The following is a 23,916-nucleotide window of genomic DNA, read 5'->3' on the forward strand; positions in this document are numbered from 1 at the left end:
ATAATCTTTTGCCGCACGTTCATCCTGACGCTCTAGCCATTCGATATATTGGCTATACGGTGTAATCGCTGCAAGCTCCGGTTGCTTCTGCTCCAGTAGCGCAAAGTACGTACCAAACACTTCACCTGTAACCAGCGATAAGCACCAGCCATCCATGACAATATGATGGAAGCTCCATACCAAATGATACGTTTCTTCATGGGTCTGCAATACCTGTACGCGCATGAGTGCATCCGTACCAAGATTAAAGCCTCTAGCCTGGTCCTCTTGCTTAAACGCCTGGATATACGCCTGTTGCTCCGCTTCCTGCATTTCCCGTATATCTTGGAAAGAAAGGTCGCTATCTTTATGACGGAACACGATCTGCAATGGCTCCTGACTGTGCCCTGTCTCAAACATATGGAAATTCGTTCGCAGTGCTTCATGACGCTGTGTCAGTACATCCAGACTCTTGCGGAAAACAGCTACATCAAAGCTGCCTTTTTGATCAAACGAGGCTTGCTGGAAGTAGGCGCCTGAGTCCGGCTCCATCAAGCTATGGAACAGCATCCCCTTCTGCATAGGCGAAAGAGCATACACATTTTCCAGCTCGCCCACAGAAGAAGTTTGCTCCGTCAATTGTTCCAGTTGCCCAAGCGTCAAGCCTTTGAACAATACATCACTTGGTGTTAGCTCACTCCGCTCTTTGGAGGCACAATGAGCGATCACTTCCTGCAAGCTTTCCTGCAGCAACTGCGCAAATTTTTCTACATTTTGCTGATGATATACCTTACTGTCATAGCGAATGTCCAGTGTCAGCGCGCCTGCTGTAATCATTCCGTTCACATTCAGCGGATGCTCCAGAACGGTATGGTCACTCATCGGCTCTCCACCTGGATGTGAAGACAGCGTAATATCCCCATTTTCCAAGTCCTGATCAAATTGTCCCAAATAGTTAAAGCTAATTTCAGGCTGCAAGGCAAGGGAATGATGGGCATCATCCTGAGACATATATTTCAAAATGCCGTAGCCAATGCCCTTTTGTGGCACATGACGCAGGTCTTCCTTCACCCGTTTGATTCGCTGCCCTACTTCTGCCTTTCCGTCCACACCCAGCAGCACCGGATACTGACTCGTAAACCAGCCCACGGTACGGGTGATGTCGATATCTGGAACAATGGCTTCCCGGCCATGTCCCTCCAGATTGACCAGCACGCGCTCCTGACCGCTCCAGTTATATAATGCTGTGCCGAGTGCGGTTAACAGCAGATCATTGACCTCGGTGTGGTACGCACGGTGTGCTTCCTGCAGCAGCAGTCGTGTTTCCTGCTCGCTCCAAGCTACGCTCACCGTCGCAGTGTCTTTGATTAGAGAATGTTGTCCCTCTGCTCTCTCTTGATCCTTAGGCAACGATGCAACTTCCGTTTGGGCAAGACGGTGCCAATATTCGCGTTCATTTTCGATGGCTGGACTATTTGCATATTGAGACAAGCGTTCTGCCCAGTCGGAGAAAGCGTCCGTTTTATAAGGCAAACGAATGGCTTCTCCACGAACCGCCTGCTCATATCCCGTGGCAAAATCCTCAAACACAATCCGCCATGAAATGCCGTCTACGACCAAATGGTGAATCGCAATCAGTAAATGATCTCCATCCATGCAGCGGAAAAGTCCCAGCTTCACCAGCGGTCCTTCGTCCAGACGAATGGAACTTTGGATGGCATTGGCTTTCGTTTCAATCGCCATCACCACATCTGTCGCGTCTTCGAGGCCCATCAGATCTACAACATCCAGACTATACAGCTGGCCTTCATTCAGACCGCGATTCCACGCTTCATAGCCCTGTTCGGTCTGACGGAAGACCATACGTAGCGCATCATGATGCTCAGTTACCTTGGTCACCGTTTCACGCAATGCGGCTTCATCGAAGCCTTGCGCCCTATACAGCATCACCGACTGGTTGAAATAATGTGGCTCTGCTGAGGATTGTCCAAAGAACCATTGCTGAATCGGGGTCAATCTAACTGCCCCCGAAACCACCCGCTGATCAGCTGTACGGCTGACCTTGTGTACATAACCACTCAGCAGCGAAATGGAAGGATATTGGAACAAGTCCTTCATGTCCAGCTTGTAGCCCGCTTGCAGCAAACGGGAGGATACCTGGATTGCCTTGATCGAATCGCCGCCCAGATCAAAGAAATTATCCAAAATCCCGACTCTCTTCGCTCCTAATACAGCCTGCCAAATCGAAACCAAAGTCTGCTCCAGCGCTGTGCGCGGCTCTACATAATCCGCTCCGCTTTGCAGACTGCCTTCTGGTGCCGGCAGGGCCTTGCGGTCGATTTTACCGTTGGGTGTCAGTGGCATCTGCTCCAGCTGGATGAAATACGAAGGCACCATGTAGTTTGGTAGCTCCTCACCCAGTAAGCTGCGTAGCTCACCAGCGCTTACTTCCCGTTCAGCAACATAGTACGCCACCAGTTGGTTTTGCCCCTGCTCGTCCGCTTGTGCCAGTACGATGACCTCTTGTACGTCTTCCACTTTCAAAATTTGTGCCTCGACCTCACCCAGCTCGATCCGGTAGCCCCGGATTTTCACCTGATGGTCGATCCGGCCCAAGTATTCGATGTTGCCGTCTGGCATCCATCTCGCCAAGTCACCCGTACGGTACATCCGTTCGTAGCCGGCTTCACCAGCCGCAAACGGGTTCGGTACAAATTTCTCAGCCGTCAGCTCTGGACGATCCAGATAACCCCGAGCCAGACCTGGACCGGACACGCACAGCTCACCCGCGACACCTACCGGAGCCAAATGTCCATGCACATCCAGCATGTATACCCGATGGTTCGGCACAGGGCGTCCGATGGAAATCAGTTGTCCGGCTCTCTCATCCTCGGATACCGGCCAGATGGACGTCGCCACGGAGTTTTCGGTTGGACCATAGCCGTTGTAGTACGCCACTTGATCCTTCCACTTGTACACCAATTCTGTTGAAGATGCTGAACCCGCCGTAAACAAAATACGCAGGTTTGGCATCCGTTCTGGCTCCAGATACACCGCATAGGTCGGCGGCAAAGCGGCCACGTTGATTTGATGATCCGCCATATATTGCTCAAACCGCTCGTAATTCAAAATCGTTTCTGACGTTGGCACATACAACGTGGCTCCGCAGAACAGCGCCTGGAAGATTTCCCAGCAAGCTGCATCAAACGAATAGCTGGCGAACAGCAACGCATGATCCGACGTACGGATCTTGAGTGTCTGATCAAAATACGTTTTCAGATTGCACAGCCCGTGATGCTCCAGCATCACGCCCTTCGGCTGCCCCGTTGTACCCGACGTGTAGATCACATACGCCAAATCATTCGGACCGGACCACGGTTCCAGATTGGAATGATCTTCATGGTACACATCCTGCGTTTCATCCAGCACCAGCATGCGGCCGTCAAACGTGACTTTGTCTACCAGATGACTTTGTGTCAACAGCAACTTCGCACCTGAGTCGTCCAGCATATAGCGGATACGCTCCTCTGGATACGTCGGATCGATGGGGACATATGCACCCCCGGCCTTCAAAATTCCGAAGATGCCCACGATCATGTCTACCGAACGCTCGGTCATCAGACCCACCAGACGATCCTTCGTCACGCCTTGACTACGCAAGGTACGAGCCAAACGATTGGCGCGTGCATTCAGCTCGCGATAGGTCAACTGCTCTCCTTCAAAGAACAAGGCTGTCTGCTCCGGCGTCCGCGCGGTTTGCGCCTCGAACAAGCCATGAATCGTTTGCTTGTTTGGATATGCTACCGCTGTATTGCCCCAAACCTCGACGATTTGCTTGCGCTCCTGCGTGGTTACCATATCCAGCTCATGTACGCGAATGTTCGGCTTCGCTGTCACCTGTTCCAGCAGCTGCACCAGATGACCTCGAATTTGCTCTACACTTTCCCGTTCAAAGGCCAGCGCATTATACCCAAAGCTCATATGAATGGTGTTCCCCGGCAATACCACCAGGTTAAAGTCATAGTTGGTCTGCTCGACAGACTGAGCTCCGGTGATACTGAAGTTGGACTCATCACTGCTACCTAATTGCTCCAATTGTTCTTCTACCGGATAGTTCTCAAAAATAAGAATATGATTGATCAAATCCTGCTTAAGCTCCGACAGCCCCTGAATTTCATACAACGGGTACGTATCATAGGTATGGGAAGCAATCGATTGCTCCTGGGTTTGCTTCATCACATCGGAGAATAAGCTGTCCACTTGACTGCGGATACGCACAGGAATGGTATTGATAAACAGACCAATGATGTGCTCCACATTCGGAATGTCTGCCGGACGTCCAGATACCACGCTGCCAAACACCACATCATCTGTGCCATTATATTTTTGCAGCAACAGGCCCCAAACGGTCTGCATCAATGTATTGATCGTTACCTGATAACGCTTGGCTACGCGCTGAATGCCAGCCGTTAGATCCGCGCCCAAGTCAAAATCCAGACGCTCCGCCTGATACCCCGTCTTACCCTGAATTTTAGCCTGTGGCAGGCGAGACTGTTCCTCATATCCTTCCAGAACCTTGCTCCAGTAACCTGATGCGGCCTGACGATCCTGCTGTTCCAGCCATTCAATATATTGACTGTACGGCGTTACAGGTGCCAGTTCAGGCTGCTTATGAGCCAGTATCGCAAAATAACTCGCAAACACTTCGCCTGTCACCAGCGACAAGCACCAGCCGTCCATGACGATATGATGGAAGCTCCATACAAAACGGTACGCATCCTCACCTGTGCGCAAAACAGCCACACGCATCAAAGCATCTTGCGCCAGATCAAAGCCTCTTTGCTTGTCTTTACGCGTATATTCGAGGATGTACTCGTTTTGCCGCTCTTGCTCCATATCCCGCAAATCCTCTACATACAGTTCGCTGCGCTTATTCCGATACACGACCTGCAGTGGTTCATCTTTCCAGCCACTGTAGAAGTTCGTGCGCAGTACCGTATGCCGCTGCACCAAGACATCCAAACTGGCCGCAAATGCAGCGATATTGAAATGTCCTTGCAGATCAAAAGATGCCTGTTCAAAATAAGCTCCTGATTGCGAATCCATCAGATTGTAAAAGAGCATGCCCTTTTGCATCGGCGTCAGTGCGTATACATTTTCCAGCTCACCGGTATGTGCCGCCTGTTCCGCTATTTGTTCCAGTTCTCTAGTCGTCAGACCTTTGAAGGACACATCACTCGGCGTCAGCTCTGGCTGTTCCTGAGCGACACAATGCGTAATCACCTCTTGCAAAGCGGATTGCAGCAGGCTCGCCACACGTTCCAGCGTTTCTTTGCGATACTGCTTACGGCTGTAAGCGATCGTCAAGCGCAGCGTGCCTTCCGAGATCATCGCGTTCAAATCCAGCGTATACAGTAACGGTGAATGTGCATCCTCTGTATCCCCTGCACTATAGGACGACAACGTGATTCCACTGTTTTGCACATCCTGATCGACCTGCCCCAAGTAGTTAAAGCTGATTTCCGGTTCTGCTCCAATCGCCTGCGCTTCATCCGATGCAGACGCAGGGGACAAGTAGCGCCATGTGCCATACGTCAGCCCTTTATGTGGAATCCGGCGCAGACCTTCCTTCGTTTCTTTAATCCGCTGGGCCAGCGTCAGGTTGACATCTGTGTCCAGCAGCACCGGATACAAGCTCGTAAACCAGCCTACTGTACGTGTAATATCCACCTCTGGCAGGATTGCTTCCCGGCCATGTCCCTCCAGATTCACCAGCACCTGTCCGGCGCCTGTCCAGTTGTGCATCGCCAATCCTAACGCGGTCAATAGCAAATCATTGACCTCGGTGTTATAGGCGCGATGGGCCTGCTTTAACAGCTGCTGGGTTTCAGCTTCGGTCCACTCTACCGTCAGCACTTCGCTGTCAGCATTCAAGGAACCCTCGTAGGCAAAATCCTTAGGCAGCGGCGCCGCTTCCGCTTTGGCCTGTTCCAGCTGCTGCCAGTAGGCTTCATCCGATGCAGCCTCAGGACGGTTGGCGTAAGACGACAACTCCCGTGCCCATGCTTGGAAGGAATCCGTTTTATAGGGCAATCGTACAGGCTCACCCTTGATCGCCTGCTCGTAGCCTGTCGAGAAATCTTCAAACAGAATTCGCCACGACACCCCGTCCACCACCAAATGGTGAATGGCTATGAGCAAATGATCGCCCTCGGCTGTGCGGAACAATCCCAGCTTGACCAGAGGCCCTTCAGACAGGTGGATGCTGCTTTGAATTTCATTTGCCTTCGCTTCCAGCGCTTCCGCATAGGTTTCCTGTTTACGGTAGTCTGCGGTTTCCAGCGCATACAACGCGCCTTCATCTACGCCGCGTGTCCAAGCCTCGTAATCGGCTGAAGCCTGATGGAAAACCGTACGAAGCGCATCATGATGCTTCACGATGTGATCCATGACTTGGCGAACCGCCGTCTCATCAAAGCCCTCGGCACGATAGAGCATGACCGCCTGATTAAAGTGCTGCGGACGCTCGCGCTCCTGCGCAAAGAACCAATGCTGGATCGGAAGCAAAGCGGTTTCCCCGCTCACTTCTCCTTGATCTGCCATACGACTGACCTCGTGCATATGCGGTGCCAGTGTTGCAACCGTTGGATACTGGAATAAATCCTTCATGTCCAGCTTATAGCCAGCCTGGAACGCACGCGATGCGATTTGGATCGCCTTGATCGAATCGCCGCCCAGATCAAAGAAATTGTCCAAAATACCGACAGTCTGTAGTCCCAGTACTGACTGCCAGACCGCTGCCAGAGCACGTTCTTGCGCGGTACGCGGCTCAGCATAATCCGCTCCGGTTTGCAGGCTGCCTTCCGGTGCTGGCAGGGCCTTGCGGTCGATTTTGCCATTTGGACTCAGCGGCATCTGCTCCAGCTGTACAAAGTACGATGGCACCATGTAGCTTGGCAGCTCCCGGCCCAGCTCACTTCTCAGCTCGCTGGCACCCATTTCTTGCCCCGCGACATAGTACGCCACCATTTGTTTTTGGCCCGTTTCGTCTGCACGCGCCATGACCACGGCTTCTCGTACCGATTCCACTTGGAGCAGCTGCGATTCGACCTCACCCAGCTCAATCCGGTAACCCCGGATTTTCACCTGATGGTCGATCCGGCCCAGATATTCAATGTTGCCGTCCGGCATCCATCTCGCCAAATCGCCTGTGCGGTACATCCGCTCATAGCCGGCTTCCCCGCCAGCAAACGGATCTTTCACAAATTTCTCGGCCGTCAGCTCCGGTCGGTTCAGGTAACCGCGGGCTACCCCGATACCGCCGATGCACAGCTCCCCTGCAACCCCGATCGGCTGCAATTGCTCCGTGCCTTCCTTCACGATGTACAGACGAATATTCTGAATCGGCTTCCCGATCGGAATAACTCCATATTCCTCATCCGGCTCGCAATCGAAGTACGATACGTCCACCGTCGCTTCGGTTGGACCGTAGAGATTGATCAGCTTCGTTCCGGACAGGCTCGACACCAGCCGTTGGAATCGCGCCACATGCTGTGACGGTAATGCTTCACCACTGGCAAACACATGGCGCAGCGTACCCAGCTTCGCTTGCATCACTTCTCGTGGCTGCTGCTCCACGTACTCCAGGAACGCATGCAGCATCGCAGGTACAAAGTGCATCGTGCTCACGCCATCGCGGGCAATCGTGTCGACGATGTCTTCCGGGTTCTTTTCCCCGCCAACCGACAGCAGGCTCACCTTCGAGCCGACCAGCGACCACCAGAACAGCTCCCACACTGACACGTCGAAGGTGAAGGCGGTCTTTTGCAGAATCGTATCTTCCCCACTCAAGCCATAACGATCATGCATCCACAAAATCCGATTTAGCACAGAATGGTGCTCCACCATCACGCCCTTCGGTTTTCCCGTGGAACCGGACGTATAGATAACATAGGCTACATGGTGTGGGCCAGCCAGTGGCTCCAGATTCGAACCATCTTCGTGGTAAATGTCTTGGCCATCCTGCGCATGACGATCCAGTACCAGCACCTGGCCGTCGAAACTCAGCAATGCTTGCTCCGCCAGATGCGATTGCGTCAGCACCAGCTTCGCGCCCGAGTCCTCCAGCATAAAGCGGATACGATCCGCCGGATATTCTGGATCGATGGGCACGTAAGCTCCGCCTGCTTTGAGGATCGCGTAGATACCCACGATCATGTCCAGCGAGCGCTGAACCAAAATGCCCACGGGCTGATCCGGTTCAATACCTTCGGCACGCAAGGTGCGTGCGAGACGGTTCGCGCGCTCATTCAACTCACGGTAGGTCAGCGATTCCGCTCCGCACAGCACTGCTACTTGCTCTGGCGTGTTCGCTACCTGCTGCTCGAACAGTGCACTTAGCGTTTGATCCTGCGGATAAGCTGCCGTCGTATTTCCCCACACCTGAACGATCTGTGCCTGTTCTTGCGGGGTTACCAATTCCAGCTCATTCACACGAATATTCGGATTGTCCACAATTTGCCCGATGACATGGTCGATATGCCCCTGGATACGCTCCATAGCAGATCGGTTATACACCAGAGCATTGTATTCAAGCAGGATGGAGATATCCTCGTCAGGCACGACAATCAGGTTGAAATCGTAGTTGGTTTGCTCGGCAAGTGCCACATTGGCAATAGAGAAGCCATTTTGTGCTCTTGTCTCACCGGAACCGCCCATCTGCTTCATCTGTTGCCCGATCGGGTAGTTTTCAAAGACCATAATGTGATGAATCAGGTCTTGTTTTTGTGCAGTCAGTGCCTGAATGTCGTATAACGGGAACGTGTCATAGACACCAGAGGCCAAAGCCTGCTCCTGTGTGCGCTGCAATACTTCAGCAAATGTAGCATCCGGTGCACTGCAAATACGTACCGGAATCGTGTTGATAAACAATCCGATCATATTCTCCACGCCTGGAATGTCTGCCGGACGACCGGATACCACACCACCAAATACAACATCCTGATGATTATTGTATTGCTGTAAAATAACGCCCCACACGCTTTGCAGCAAGGTGTTAATCGTGACATGTTGTTGCTTGGCCATTTGGTTCAATGCCGCGGTCCGTTCTTTACCCAACATAAATGGCAGCTTTTCTGAAACATAGCCGGAATGGGAACCCGCACCGCTTCCGTCTGGTTCTTCATCCCGTGCGACTACAGAAGCTTGTGCGTTCTCACCAGGCAACAAGGTTTGCTGCTCATAACCCGCCAAATACTTACTCCAATAACGGGTCGCTTCCTGTGCATCCTGATGTTCCAACCATTCGATATAGTCACTATACGGCTTGACAAGTGCGAGCTCTGGCTGCTTGTGCTCCAGCAGGGCAACATATGCACCAAACACTTCATCCGTCACCAGCGACAGGCACCATCCGTCCATCACAATATGATGGAAGCTCCATACAAAACGGTAGGAGCTATCACCCGTGCGGAAGACGGTTACGCGCATGAGCGCATCCTTGCCTAAATCAAAGTTTTGAGCTTTATCCTGGGCCATAAATTCAGCTATAGCGTGCTCACGGCCTCGGACATCCTCATAACGGAAGCTCGGATTTTTATGACGATAGACGATCTGCAACGGTTGCCCATACCAACCACTGTAGAAATTCGTCCGTAATATAGCATGTCGGCTAACCAGCAGCTTCAGACTTTCCTCGAATAGGGACGGTTCAAAGTAGCCCTCCAGATCAAAGGTCGCCTGTTCAAAATACACGCCTGTTTCTGCATTCATCAGACTATGGAACAGCATCCCCTTTTGCATGGGGGTTAACGGATACATATTTTCCAGTTCTCCAACCGTCTTGGTCTGCTCCTTAATCGTATCTAATTGCTCCAGTGTCAGACCTTTAAACAGCACATCACTTGGAGTCAATTCAGTCCGCTCCCGTGTGACACAATGCTCGATCATTTCAAGCAGATTGGATTTTAACAGATTAGCCAGCATGTGGACGGTGTCCTTACGGAAGGCTTTGCCGTTATACCGAATGTCCAGTTCTAGGATGCCGTTCGTTACGATTCCGCTCACATCGAGAGCATATTTCATCTTCGTCCGGTCACTAACGACCGATCCAATTGAGTAAGGAGACCTACGCATATCGCTGTTTTGCAAGTCCTGATCCAGCTGTCCGAGATAATTGAAGCTCACTTGCGGCTCGGCAAAAGCTTGCTGTTGACCAGGGTTCAGTGTATCTGCTTGCTGACTGGCGACTTGGCCGGATTCACTCAAATATCTCCAGATTCCGTAGCCCAGTCCTTTATTCGGAATAAGGCGCAGGCTCTCTTTGACCTGTTTGATGCGTTCTGACAAAGCGGGATCACGACCAACGTCCAGCAATACCGGATATGGACTCGTAAACCAGCCTACCGTACGAGAAATGTCCGTATCCGGCAAAATGTTTTCACGTCCGTGTCCCTCTAAACTAATCAGGCTGCGTTCATGACCCGTCCACGTGTACAGCATCATGCCCAGTGCCGTCAGAAGCAGATCATTCACTTCCGTGTTATATGCGCGGTGTGCTTGCTTCAATAATTTTGATGTCTCTTCCTCCGTAAGCTGGACGACCACTGTATCGGTGTCAGCCAAGGTAAAGGGCTCAGCCTGCGCTTGATCCTCAGGTAAACGTACTTGGTCAGCCCAAGCGGCTGCGTTCAGTTGCTCCCAGTAGGCGTGTTCCCTGTCCATGGCTGTGCTATTCGCATACGCGGAGAGTCGCCCAGACCAGGAACGGAAGGAATCCGTTTTGTTCGGCAGCTGAAGCACTTCCTGATGAACGGCCTGTTCATAGGCAGTAGCCAAATCCTCAAACAAAATACGCCAGGATACCCCGTCCACCACCAAATGGTGAATCACCATCAGCAGATGATCCCCATCGGCACAGTGGAACAAACCAGCCTTTAACAGCGGTCCTTCATGCAGTTGGATACTGCTTTGAATTTCAGTGGATTTTGCCTCCATTGCTGCGCTGAGCATGGCTTCATCCGTCAAATCCCTAAAGTCCAGCACGTCCAGATGATACAGCTCGCCTTCCTGTATTCCGCGGTTCCATGCTTTATAGCCTTGCTCAGTCTTGCTGAACACCATCCGCAGTGCATCATGGTGCTCTGCTAGTTTGCCAAGCGCCTGACGCAAAGCAGCTTCGTCAAACCCCTGCTCCCGGTGCAGCATAACGGCCTGATTAAAGTGATGCGCATCCACTTGCTCCTGCGCAAAGAACCCATGCTGGATCGGAAGTAACGCCGTTTCTCCGCTCACTTCTCCCTGATCTGCCATACGACTGACCTCGTGCATATGCGGTGCCAGCGTTGCGACGAGGGGATAGCGGAACAAATCCTTCATGTCCAGCTTGTAGCCTGCCTGGAACGCACGGGATACGATTTGAATCGCCTTGATCGAATCGCCACCCAGGTCAAAGAAATTGTCTAAAATACCGACGGTTGGCACGCCTAGGACGGATTGCCAGACCGTTACGAGTGCCCGTTCCGGTGCAGTGCGCGGCTCTACATAATCCGCTCCGCTTTGCAGGCTACCTTCCGGTGCTGGCAGGGACTTGCGGTCGGTTTTACCGTTCGGTGTCAGCGGCATCTGCTCCAACTGAATGAAATACGACGGCATCATATAGCTTGGCAGCTCCCGCCCCAGCTCATGTCTCAGTTCACCAGCTCCAAGCTCTTGGCTCGCCACGTAGTACGCCACGAGCTGTGTTTGACCCGTTTCGTCCGTGCGTGCCATGATGACCGCTTCTTGTACCGACTCCACCTGCAGCAGCTGCGATTCGATCTCGCCCAGTTCGATCCGGTAGCCCCGGATTTTGACCTGATGGTCCATCCGCCCCAAATATTCAATGTTGCCGTCCGGCGTCCATCTCGCCAAATCGCCTGTACGATACATCCGCTCATGGCCTGCCTTGCCACCAGCAAACGGATTATTCACAAATTTTTCGGCCGTCAGTTCTTCACGTTTCCAATACCCACGGGCCAATCCTTCCCCTGCAATACATAACTCGCCCGGCACACCGACGGGCTGCAATTCTCCACTCGCATTCATGATATAGATTTGGGTATTCGCGATGGGACGTCCGATATTAATGTCTTGAGCATGGGTCAGTTCCTGTACGGCCGACCACACCGTCGTTTCTGTAGGTCCGTACATGTTATAAATGCGGGGACCGTTTATTTCTTGCAGTGCTGCGAGCAGCTTGGACGGAAGGGCTTCACCCCCGACCATAATGATCTTCACGTTTCGCAGCGCGCGGGAACCTACTTCATGACCCAGCAGCATTTGCAACCGGGATGGGGTCATTTGCAACATCTCAATCGAATGTTGAGTAATCAACTCACCAAGCGCCTGCGGATTCACCTGATGCTGGCGGTCGCCAAGCACAACAGACATTCCACCCAGCAGGGGCAGGATGGTTTCCAAGACGAAAATATCGAATGAAATGGTCGTGAGTGACAAAAGGGTTTGGCTCGTTTCAAAGTCAATGGCTTCGCGCATCCCGGTAATAAAGTTGAGTACCGAGCGATGCTGGAGCATAACTCCTTTCGGATTTCCAGTCGAACCCGAGGTATAGATGACGTAAGCCAAATGCTCTGGGCGAGCAATCGTCTCCAGGTTGCTACTTTCTCCCTGATACAATGCGGCATCCTCAAGAAACATGGTATTGGCATGGCAATGGTGCTCTTCTGCCAGCTCACGACTGGTCAGAAGCACTGCGGCCTCGCTGTCTTCCAGCATGTATGCAATACGAGAGGACGGAAATTCGGGATCGATCGGCACATAAGCACCACCTGCTTTGAGAACGGCCAGGAGACCTACGATCATTTCCACTGAGCGCTGCACCATCAGACCGACCCGTTTGTCAGGTCCTACTCCCTGGGCTTGAAGCATTCGGGCCAATGAGTTTGCCCGTTCATTCAGTTCCCGATAAGTCAGACTCTGATTTCCAAACACCAATGCCACTTGGTCTGGCGTACACTCCACCTGGTCCTCGAACAGCTGATGGATCGTCTGTTTGGACGGAAATGCACAAGCAGTGTCATTAAATGCTACTGTAATCTGTTGTTTTTCCGCTGCTGTGAGTAGTTCCAGCTCTTCAACCCGAACATTTGGGTTGAGCGAAATTTGCTCCAAGAGACGGGTAAAATGTCCATACAGACGCTCAATGCCTTTCCGATCAAAACAGAGCGTGTTATACATAAAGCGAATCTTTATGCCTTCTCCCGGCATAACGGCTACGTTCAGATCGTAGTTGGTTTGCTCTGTAGCCACCACATTCGAAATCGTGAACGGTTCCTGTCCTTGGCCTCCCAGCTGCTCTACCTGCTGCTCCACCGGATAATTTTCAAATATCATAATATGATTGATTAAATCCTGCTTCTGCTCGGTCAGTGCCTGAATTTCATAAAGCGGGAACGCATCATAGGCATTGGACGCCAGCGCTTGCCGCTGTGTTCGTTTCATCAGCTCGTTAAAGGCTTCGCCCTCTTCAGACTGCACACGCACTGGAATCGTATTAATAAATAGCCCGATCATGTGCTCCACACCTGGAATATCGCCTGGACGACCAGACACTACGCTACCGAACACGACATCCGAACTGTTGTTATATTTTTGCAACAGAACGCCCCATACGGTCTGAATCAACGTGTTGACCGTCACCTGATTTTGCTTCGCCACCCGTTCGATCTGAGCAACCAGCTCCGGCTGGAAGTCACATTCCAGATCTTCAGCAACATATTCCCCATCTTGCATCGATTTAGGCTGTGTTTTTTGCTGAGGAAGCGTAATTTGCTGCTCGTAGTCCGCCAGATACCCACGCCAGTATTGCAAGGCTGCCTCACGGTCCTGACGCTCCAACCATTCAATAAATCGACTAAACGGCGTGACAGGCTCCAGCGTTGGCTCATGACCCGCACGCAGTGCCAGATAGCTACCGAATACCTCCTGTGTCATAAAGGACAAGCACCAGCCATCCATCAAAATGTGATGGAAGCTCCAAACAAAGTGGTACGTATCATCCCCGGTTTGCAAAATGGAGACACGAATGAGTGCATCCTCTGCAAGATTGAATCCTTTCGCTTTATCCTCGATGACAAAAGCTTCAACACAAGCTTCTCGTTCCTCTTTTTCTAGTCCGCGCAAGTCTTCATAATATAATTGCCCGCTACGATTACGGAAGACGACCTGCACAGGTTCATCCTTCCATAAACTGATAAAGTTCGTCCGTAACGCCTCATGACGCTGTACGAGCAAATCAAAGCTTTTGCTGAAAGCAACCACATCAAAACGTCCATTCAATTCAAAGGTTGCCTGCTCAAAATAAGCTGCCGAACTCTCATCCATTAGACTGAAGAAGAGCATGCCCTTTTGCATCGGCGTCAAAGCATACACATTTTCTAGTTCACCCATATCTTGTGTATCTTTCACCAATTGCTCCAGCTCGTCCAGCGTTACATGTTTTAACAAGACATCACTTGGGGTCAACACCGTTCTTTCCTGCGCAATGCAATGGCTAATCACCTCACGCAAGCCGGATGCCAGTAGTTCTCCAAGCCGTGCAATCGTTTCGTGCCGGAATTGTGTGGTACCGTAGCGAATAGTGAACATCAGCTCGCCATCCTCGATTAATCCATTGATATCTAGTGCAAAATCCATAGCCGCGTTCGTGCTAACAGGCACACCAATGGAATAGGAGGAAGGCTTCAGATCGTTACCTTTATAATCCTGATCGAATTGGCCTAAATAGTTAAAACTGATCTCAGGCTGAGTCTTTAACTGCACGCCTGCTTTCTCCAGCACATTCATATCTGACAGGTATCGCAAAATACCATAACCGATGCCTTTTTGCGGAATATGACGCAGCCCTTCCTTGACCCGTTTAATCAGCCGAGCGGTATTTCCACCTTGTCCCAGACTTCCATCCAGTACAACCGGAAATTGGCTCGTAAACCAGCCGACTGTGCGCGTAATATCCACGTCGGGTACAACGGCTTCCCGTCCGTGGCCTTCCAAGTTAACCAACACCCGTTCGGAACCAGACCATTCATACACGGCTTTGCCGAGTGCGGCCAGCAGCAGGTCATTCATTTCCGTGTTGTACGCGCGATGAGCTTGTTTGAGCAGCTGCTCGGTTTCCTGCTTCGTCCAGCTGACTGTCACTACCTCGCTGTCTCCAAGCAGAGCATTGTCATTCGCAAAATCCTTCGGCAAAGGCTTCGCGAGGCTGGCTTCCGCCTGTTCGATATGCTGCCAGTATGCAAACTCCCGCTCCATCGTCACACGATTCGCGTAGGCTGACAGCTGTTTGGCCCATACCTGGTAGGAATCTGTTTTATGCGGCAGTTGAATAGCTTTACCCGTTTTACCTGCAACGGCCTGCTCATATCCGGCTGCCAAGTCCTCCAGCAAAATGCGCCATGATACACCGTCCACAACCAGATGATGAATGACGATTAGCAAATGGTCGCCCTCAGCGCAATGGAACAGACCGAGCTTCACAAGTGGACCCTCGCTCAAGTGAATGCTCGCTTGAATTTCACTCGCCTTGGCTTCTACAGCGGTGGATTCGTCTTCAACTCCGCTAAAATCTACGATGTCCAGCGTATATAGCTCGCCTTCCACCACACTGCGGTTCCAGGCGGCATAGCCTTGCCCCGTCTCACGGAATACAGTGCGCAATGCGTCATGATGCTGGACAATGCGTTCCATCGTACAGCGCAGCGCGTCGACGTCAAAGCGCCCGGCTCGATACAGCATCATCGCCTGGTTGCTGTGGTGCAGGTCTACCGGCTGCTGCTCGAAGAACCACCGCTGAATGGGTGTCAGTTCCACCTGGCCTACTGCCTCTTCCTGACTGGCCATCTTGCCATCTGTACGAAGCAAAGGACTGAGTGACGCTACCGTCGGATTGCTGAACAAATCCTTCATGTCCAGTCGATACCCTGCTTGCAGCAAGCGGGAGGATACTTGCAGCGCTTTGATCGAATCGCCGCCCAGTTCAAAGAAGTTATCCTGCGTGCCTACTATTTCGGCACCCAGCACCCCGGCCCACACTGAAGCTAAAACCTGTTCTACCGTAGTACGTGGAGCCACATAAGCTGCACCGGTATGGATGCTTCCTTCCGGTTCCGGCAAGGCCTTGCGGTCGATTTTTCCATTGTGGGTCAGTGGCAAGGTCTCCAGTCGCATCAAGCGTGCCGGCACCATATGTGCTGGCAGTCCTGCTTCCAGCTCGGCCTGTACCTCCTCGATCCGCAGCTCCACTTCTCCCGTGATGTATCCGCACAAATACTTGTGTCCGCGTTCGTCCGTCCGGTCGATGACTACCGCTTGACGCACACCCGGCACCCGCTGGATTGCCGTTTCAATCTCGCCCAGCTCGATCCGATATCCCCGGATTTTGACCTGATAATCCATCCGGCCGATAAAGTCCACATTGCCGTCCGGCATCCACCGCGCGAGGTCACCTGTGCGATACAATCGTTCACCCGGTACGTACGGGTTTGCCACGAACTTCTCGGCCGTCAGGTCCGCACGATTCAGGTAGCCTCGTGCCACCCCGGCACCGCCAATGCACAGCTCGCCCAGTACGCCGATCGGCACCGGATTCAACTGGCTGTCCAAGATGTAAAACCGTGCGTTCAGCCACGCCTGACCAATCGGTACATTGCCGCTACTTGGCAGCTTCGACAGTTCTTCGTCGTAGAAGCTGGAGTCGATCGCCGCTTCCGTGACGCCGTAGCTGTTCATAATACGAACATCCGCGCCAAACCGTTCCTGCAGCACCCGGTAGTCTGTCACACTGCAGCTATCCGAGCTGGTGATCAGCAGTTCCAGACTGCTCATGTCCAGTCCCTGTTCATGTACATGCTGCATGAACGGTACAATTAAAGCCGGTGTGGATTCGAACACCGTAATCTGATAGTCACGAATCCAGCCATATAGACGGCTTGGGTCAATCCGGTCGTCTTTCGGGCAGATGACCATCGTGCCACCGTTATAGAGCGCCCGCGCGATATCGCCGACGAACACGTCGAAGGAGAAACTTGCCAGTTGCAGCAATCGTACCGGGAACTGGTTCAAACGGTAATCCCGGCGGTAGGCCGCGGCTGTGTTTACCAAACTGTGATGCTCGATCATGACCCCTTTCGGGCGTCCCGTTGTACCGGACGTATAGATCACATACGCCAGATCCTGCGGCTCATTGATAGGTTCCACATCCGTGGCATCCCCGATGTACAGCGACTCATCGTCCAGCGCCAGTACGGTGTGCAGACGCAAGTTCGCTGCGGATTCGGATGCTGCTTCGCTATCAGATGACGAATCTGATTTCAAGCTTAATCCCTCATTAAGGCTGTCTCTTTCTATCGTTTCAATGCTAACCGCCGTTTCCAGCTCGCCCTCAGCCTTTCCTTCGGCCAAAGCCCATCGGCTTTCCTCCAGCCATGCTTGGGCACGCTCCTGCAAACCTGTTTGCGTCAGTAGCACTGTCGCACCGCTGTCCTCCAGCATAAAGCGGATACGTTCGGACGGATAATCCGCATCCAGTGGCACGTAAGCACCGCCAGCCTTCCACACCGCCAATACGCCGACCAGCATGTCCACCGAGCGCTCGCTCAAAATACCAACAATGGATTCGCGCCCAATGCCTTCATTCCGCAATCTACGAGCAAGTTGGTTCCCACGCTCGTTCAGCTCACGGTATGTAAGCTGCCGCTCCTCGTATACAACTGCCACGTGATCCGGCGCAAGCTGCGCTTGTTCTTCCACATAGGCGTGGAACAACCCTTCTGATTGCTTTTCATCACTCCATGCAGATACACCAACGGAACCAAAGCCGTCGATGATTTTCGCTTTTTCCGAAACAGTCACCAACTCAAACTCATCTACCAGCGCATCTGGTCTGTTAATCGCTTCTTCAATCATATGCAGCAAATGCTCGCGGATTTGCTCTACAGCTGTACGTTCCAATACTCGCGCGTTGTACTCCAAATGGACATGAATTTCATCCCCCGGCACAACCGTAATGTTGAAATCATAGTTCGTTTGCTCCGACACGGAAGCATTGGCAATCGTAAAACCATTCGTACCACGGCTACCCATTTGCTCCATGCGCTGTTCCACTGGGTAGTTTTCAAACACCATAATATGGTTCACCAGGTCCTGTTTTTGCTCTGTCAGGGCCTGAATTTCATATAACGGATAGGTTTCATAGGCACGGGAAGCCAGTGCCTGCTCCTGTATCCGCTTCATTAACGCAGCAAACGTCATATCTTTCTCACTGTGAATCCGTACAGGAACCGTGTTAATGAACAAACCAATCATTTTATCGATGCCCGGAATATCCGCTGATCTGCCGGATACGACACTGCCAAATACAACATCCCGACTGTTGTTATACCGTTGCAGCACAACGCCCCACGCTGCTTGAAGAAGCGTATTGACCGTTACCTGCTGCTGCTTGACCAGCTTGTTCATCTGCTTGGTCACTTCGCGGTCCAGTGTAAACGAAAGCTTATCCGCTTCATATTCTTTAGCGTGACCATCCAGCTGTTTTGCCTGCGGCAATACCGTCTGCTGCTCGAAACCAGCAAAATAATCATTCCAGAACCGTTCAGCCTCTGCTTTGTCCTGCCGCTCCAGCCATTCAATATATTCGCTGTATGGCGTTACCGGGGCAAGCTCCGGCTTGCGGTCTTCGAGGATGGCAAAGTACGTATTAAATGCTTCCCCCACAACTAGGAACAAGCACCAGCCGTCCATCAAAATATGGTGGAAGCTCCACACAAAACGGTACGACTCCTCGCCTGTACGCAAGACAGACACCCGCATCAGCTCGCCTGAGCTGAAATTAAAGCCTCCGGCTTTGTCACGCTCAGCAAAATCAGCAATGTATGCGTCCTGCTCTCCTTGTCCCATTGAACGCACATCTTCAAAACGGAACCCGGCATGTTTGTGGCGGTACACCACCTGTAAAGGCTGCTCATTCCAGCCGCTATAAAAATTCGTTCTGAGTATTTGATGGCGATCCACCAGTTGATTTAAGCTTTCGGCAAAAGCCTCCACTTGAAAGCTGCCTTGCAGATCAAATGTCGCCTGCTCAAAGTACGCCCCGGGTTTCGGCTCCATTAAGCCGTGGAACAGGATGCCTTTTTGCATGGGTGTGAGCGAATAAATATTTTCCAGTTCTCCCGCAGCAGCCGTCTGCTCTACAATATGATCCAGCTCTCCAGCCGTCAGTCCTTGGAAGGACAGATCGCTTGGTGTCAGTTCCGGCAGCTCTTTTTGCACGCAATGGGCTAATACCTCACGCAAGCTCTCCTGAAGCAGATCAGCCAGCTTTTTGATTGACTTTTTCATGAACGTTTTGTTGCTGTAGCTGATCGTCAGTTCCAGTGCACCGTCCGTGATCATGCCATTGATATCCAGAGCATACCGCTTGGTTAACGTGTCACTAATGGAAGCTCCGATGGAATAAGGAGACATGCGAAAGGCATTTTTCTTTAAATCCTGATCGAATTGTCCGAGATAGTTAAAGCTGATTTCCGGCTCGGCGACAAAAGCGGCTTCCCCTTCCCCGTCAGCAAGATATCTCAAAATCCCGTATCCAATTCCTTTATGCGGCAAACGGCGCAGTCCTTCTTTGACGTTCTTGACACGCCGTCCCACATTCTGTTCCTCACCCATATCGAGTACAACCGGGAATTGGCTGGTAAACCAACCGACCGTACGCGTAATATCCACATCCGGCAAAATAGCTTCCCGTCCGTGACCCTCCAGATTTACAAGCACCTGACGGATGCCTGCCCACTCCTGAATTGCGGTGCCCAGAGCTGTCAGCAACAGGTCGTTTGCTTCCGTATTGTAGGCACGATGAGCTTGTTTCAAGAATTGTTCCGTTTCTTCTACCGTCCACGCTACTGTCAGTGTCCGATCATCGCGAAGCTGTGGCTTGGCCTGAGATTTACGAGTGTAATCTTTTGGCAAGGATGCCTGACTCTTCCCTGCTTGCTCAATCTGCTCCCAATACGCACGCTCGCTCTCCAACGCTCCACTGCTCGCATAAGCGGATAGCTGGTCTGCCCACAGACGGAAGGAATCCGTTTTGTTGGGTAAACGGACAGACTCGCCCCGTAAAGCCTGCTCATAACCGGATGCCAAATCCTCCAGCAAAATACGCCAAGACACGCCGTCGACTACAAAATGGTGGATCGCTACCAACAAATGGTCTCCATCGGTGCAACGGAACAGACCTAGTTTCACCAAAGGGCCTTCATCTAGACGGATACTGCTTTGAATTTCGCTGGCTTTGTTCTCCAGCAAATGAGCAAAGTCAGACTCATTTGTAAAATCAACCACTTCCAGGCTGTACAGTTCTCCTTCTTGCACGCCACGGTTCCATGCTTCATACCCGCCGTCCGCATTTTGGCTGAATACGATGCGCAAAGCATCATGGTGCTCGACAATGCGTTGCAGTGCCTGATGAAGCGCCGTTTCGTCCAAACGATCCTCACGGTGCAGCATCAGAGCCTGATTATAGTGCTCTGGATTGGATGGCTGCTGCTCAATGAACCAGTGTTGAATCGGTGTCAATACCACGTTTCCACTGACTTCTCCTTGATCGGAAACGCGGGTCACCCGCTGCACCCGTCCATTCAGCTCAGCAATCGTCGGATACTGGAACAGCTCTCTCATTTCCAACTTGTAACCATTTTGCAGCAGTCTTGAAGACACCTGGATGGCCTTAATCGAGTCGCCCCCCAGATGGAAAAAGTTATCCAGCACACCAATATACTCGATACCAAGTACAGATTGCCACACGGACACTAGCGTCCGTTCTACCTCATTACGTGCCGCTACGTAATCCTCACCGGAATCCACGCTTCCCTCCGGTTGCGGCAACGCCCGACGATCCACTTTGCCATTTGGTGTCAACGGCAATTGCTCCAGCTGCACAAAATATGACGGTACCATGTAACCCGGCAATTCTTGGCTCAAGGCGCTTCGCAGCTCACTAGCCGCGATATCCGCAAGGGTGACTACATATGCACAGAGCTGCTTTTGCCCCTGCTCATCCTCACGTGCAATGACGACGGCTTCTTGCACCGCCTCCAGCTTCAGCAGCTGTGCTTCCACCTCGCCCAACTCAATCCGGTAGCCCCGGATTTTCACCTGTGCGTCAATCCGTCCTTTGTATTCCAGCGTTCCGTCCTCATTCCAGCGCACCAAATCGCCTGTGCGGTAGCAGCGCTCTCCGCTGCGGAACGGGCTGTCTACAAACTTTTCAGCTGTTAAATCCGGACGGTTCCGGTAGCCACGTGCCACCCCGTCGCCGCCGACGATCAACTCCCCCCATGCCCCGACAGGCTGAAGCTGCATGGAACGGTCTACGACATACGCTGTGGAGTTGTGAATCGGACGCCCAATCGGCACCGCTTCCAATTGCACGCTAGCAATCGCATGAGTTGTAGAAAAAGTTGTATTTTCTGTCGGCCCATAGCCGTTAATGATCCGCAGGGACGGATGAGCCTCCAGCACCCGGTTAATGTGCGGTACAGACAGCACATCACCACCGACCAGCAGTTCTTGTACCCCCTCGAACAGCTCCAAGTCCTGCTGAGATAGCTGGTTAAAGAGCGGCGCAGTCAGCCACATTGTCGTGATACCATGGTTGCGCACGGCTGCCTTGAGCTTTGGAGCGTCCAAAATGACATCCTGACTTACCAGCACGAGCTGTCCACCATTCAATAGCGCACCCCAAATTTCGAAGGTGGACGCGTCAAAGACAACGGCGCCAGTTTGCAAAATGCGTGTATCAGCATCTAATTGCGCATAGTTTGTACTTTTCACCAAACGCACGACATTGCGATGTTCTACCATAACCCCTTTGGGCTGTCCGGTCGTGCCCGAAGTGTACATCAAATAAGCTAGTCGGTTTCCAAATTTACGTTCTTGTTCTCCAGCAGTGCTGTCTACGACAGACGAGGATGATTCATTTAAAATCTCATTTTTCAGATTTGTATAATTGGTATAATCCGCATGATAAGCCTCGTTTTGCTCCCAATGTACGGTATTCAAGCCTTGGTCATTCTCTGCCCCGTACACCTTAGCATCGCTCAGATCCAGTACGATTCCGGTGTATTCCTCCAGTTGCTGTTCTGCATGCTGCACCAGCAGCAACTTTGCCCCCGAATCTTCCAGCAGGTAACGTACACGTTCAGCCGGATAATCAGGGTCAATCGGCACATATGCGCCGCCCGCTTTGAGAATCGCCAACATGCCGACAATCATATCCGTGGAACGCTCAGCAACGATACCTACAGTTTGCTCGGCGGTAACACCGTATCCGCGCAACGTGTGAGCCAGTCGATTTGCTTTAACATTCAGTTCGCCATAAGTTAAACGGGCATTTCCGAACACAACTGCTATCTGATTCGGTGTACGTTCAGCCTGTTCCTCAAACAACTCATGAATGCCTGCTTCGTGTGGATATTCCACCGCTGTAGCATTGAATACATCGATGATTTGCGCCCGTTCTTCCTCACTGATCAGCGACAATTCCTGTATCCGCTTGTGTGGGCCCTGCACCATATGCTCCGCCACACTCAAAAATTGTCGAATAATTCGAGCAATTTCCTGTTCACTAAACAGCTCGGTACGATAATCCAGGTACAGCACGAGTCTATCGTCATCCAGCATTTCAACCATGTGAATATCGAAGTCGTTCACCGTATCTCCGCAGAAATCGTTATCAACCTGCTGAATCGCTTCATCAAACCGGGAGAAACTCAAGGTACGGTACTGAATGGAAGCACCAAACAGACGCTGAATGTCCAGACTGCTTTGCTGTTCACGCAAATCCTGAATAATTTTGTTGTACGGGTAACGCTGATGCCGCAAAATGGACGCCTGCTCCTTCCCTACACCTTGCAGGAAGGTCAGCAGTTCGGATTCTGGTTCGACCAACAGACGCGTAGCCACGGTGCTGACGAACATACCGATGGTATCCTTTTCCTTCTTAGACGTACGGTTGGCATAGAGTGTCCCCACGGTTAGGTCCTGCTCTCCCGTCACTTTATGCAAATAAATATACAGAGCCGCCAGGAAGAACGTGAAAATACTAATTTTATGTTCCTCGCAAAAAGCCGTAACACCACGATACAACTCATGTTCCAGTATAAAGCTCTCCCGGCGTGCAGCTGTGCTCAGTGTCAGCGGGTTATATGATTTCAAACCTGTAGTCTCTGGCAAATCGGCAAACTTTTCTGTCCAGTACGTTTTGTCCTTTTGATAACGGTCTGATTGCTCATAGCTTTGCTCTACCTGGATAAAATCCAGATATGGATTGTCTTTGGTCGGTGCATCTTGACCTGTACCATGCACAATATCCATATAATGTCCGGTGATTTCATTAATGGCCTGATTCATGGACACACCGTCTGAAATAATATGATGCATTTTAAAATTAAACCATGTTTCTTCTGCTCCGAGCTGCAAGATAACAAATCGGTACAGCTGCGAATCCAACAATGAGAACGGCTGTGGATTATGACGCTTTAACCATACATTCGCTTCTTCCGGGGCAACTTGGAGCGTTTCTATATTTTCCGCCGTAAACGGCTCTACATATTGATATGGAATCCCATCCTGAGCAGTGATCTTGATACGGAAAGAATCATTTTGGGCAATCACCCGGTTCATTGCTTGCTGCAAGGCATCTATACGAACAGTTCCCCTGATTTTTACTGTTGCAATAATTGTTGATGTGTTCCGATTAGGATACAGAAGCTCCGTATACCAAATCCGTTGCTGTGGCTGGCTTAGCGAAAACAATTGAACATCTTGCTGTGTCATCCGTTTCTCTCCTCGCAAAATAGATATTGGTAAAAAGGAAATTCG

Annotated in this window: 1 protein-coding gene (running past one end of the window); it reads right to left on the reverse strand. The window is 51.6% G+C overall.

Annotated features, from left to right (window positions below):
* Positions 1–23,871 carry the 5' portion of a non-ribosomal peptide synthase/polyketide synthase gene (locus MHB46_RS03030; protein ID WP_341161569.1) on the reverse strand. The gene continues 18,543 nt to the left of window position 1, outside the view, so 23,871 of the gene's 42,414 nt are visible here — the first part of the coding sequence; the start codon lies at positions 23,869–23,871; its stop codon lies beyond the left edge, outside the window.
* Between the last annotated feature and the right edge of the window lie 45 nt (positions 23,872–23,916).

The organism is Paenibacillus sp. FSL H7-0703 (assembly GCF_038003485.1).
Classification (GTDB): Bacteria; Bacillota; Bacilli; order Paenibacillales; family Paenibacillaceae; genus Paenibacillus; species Paenibacillus polymyxa_B.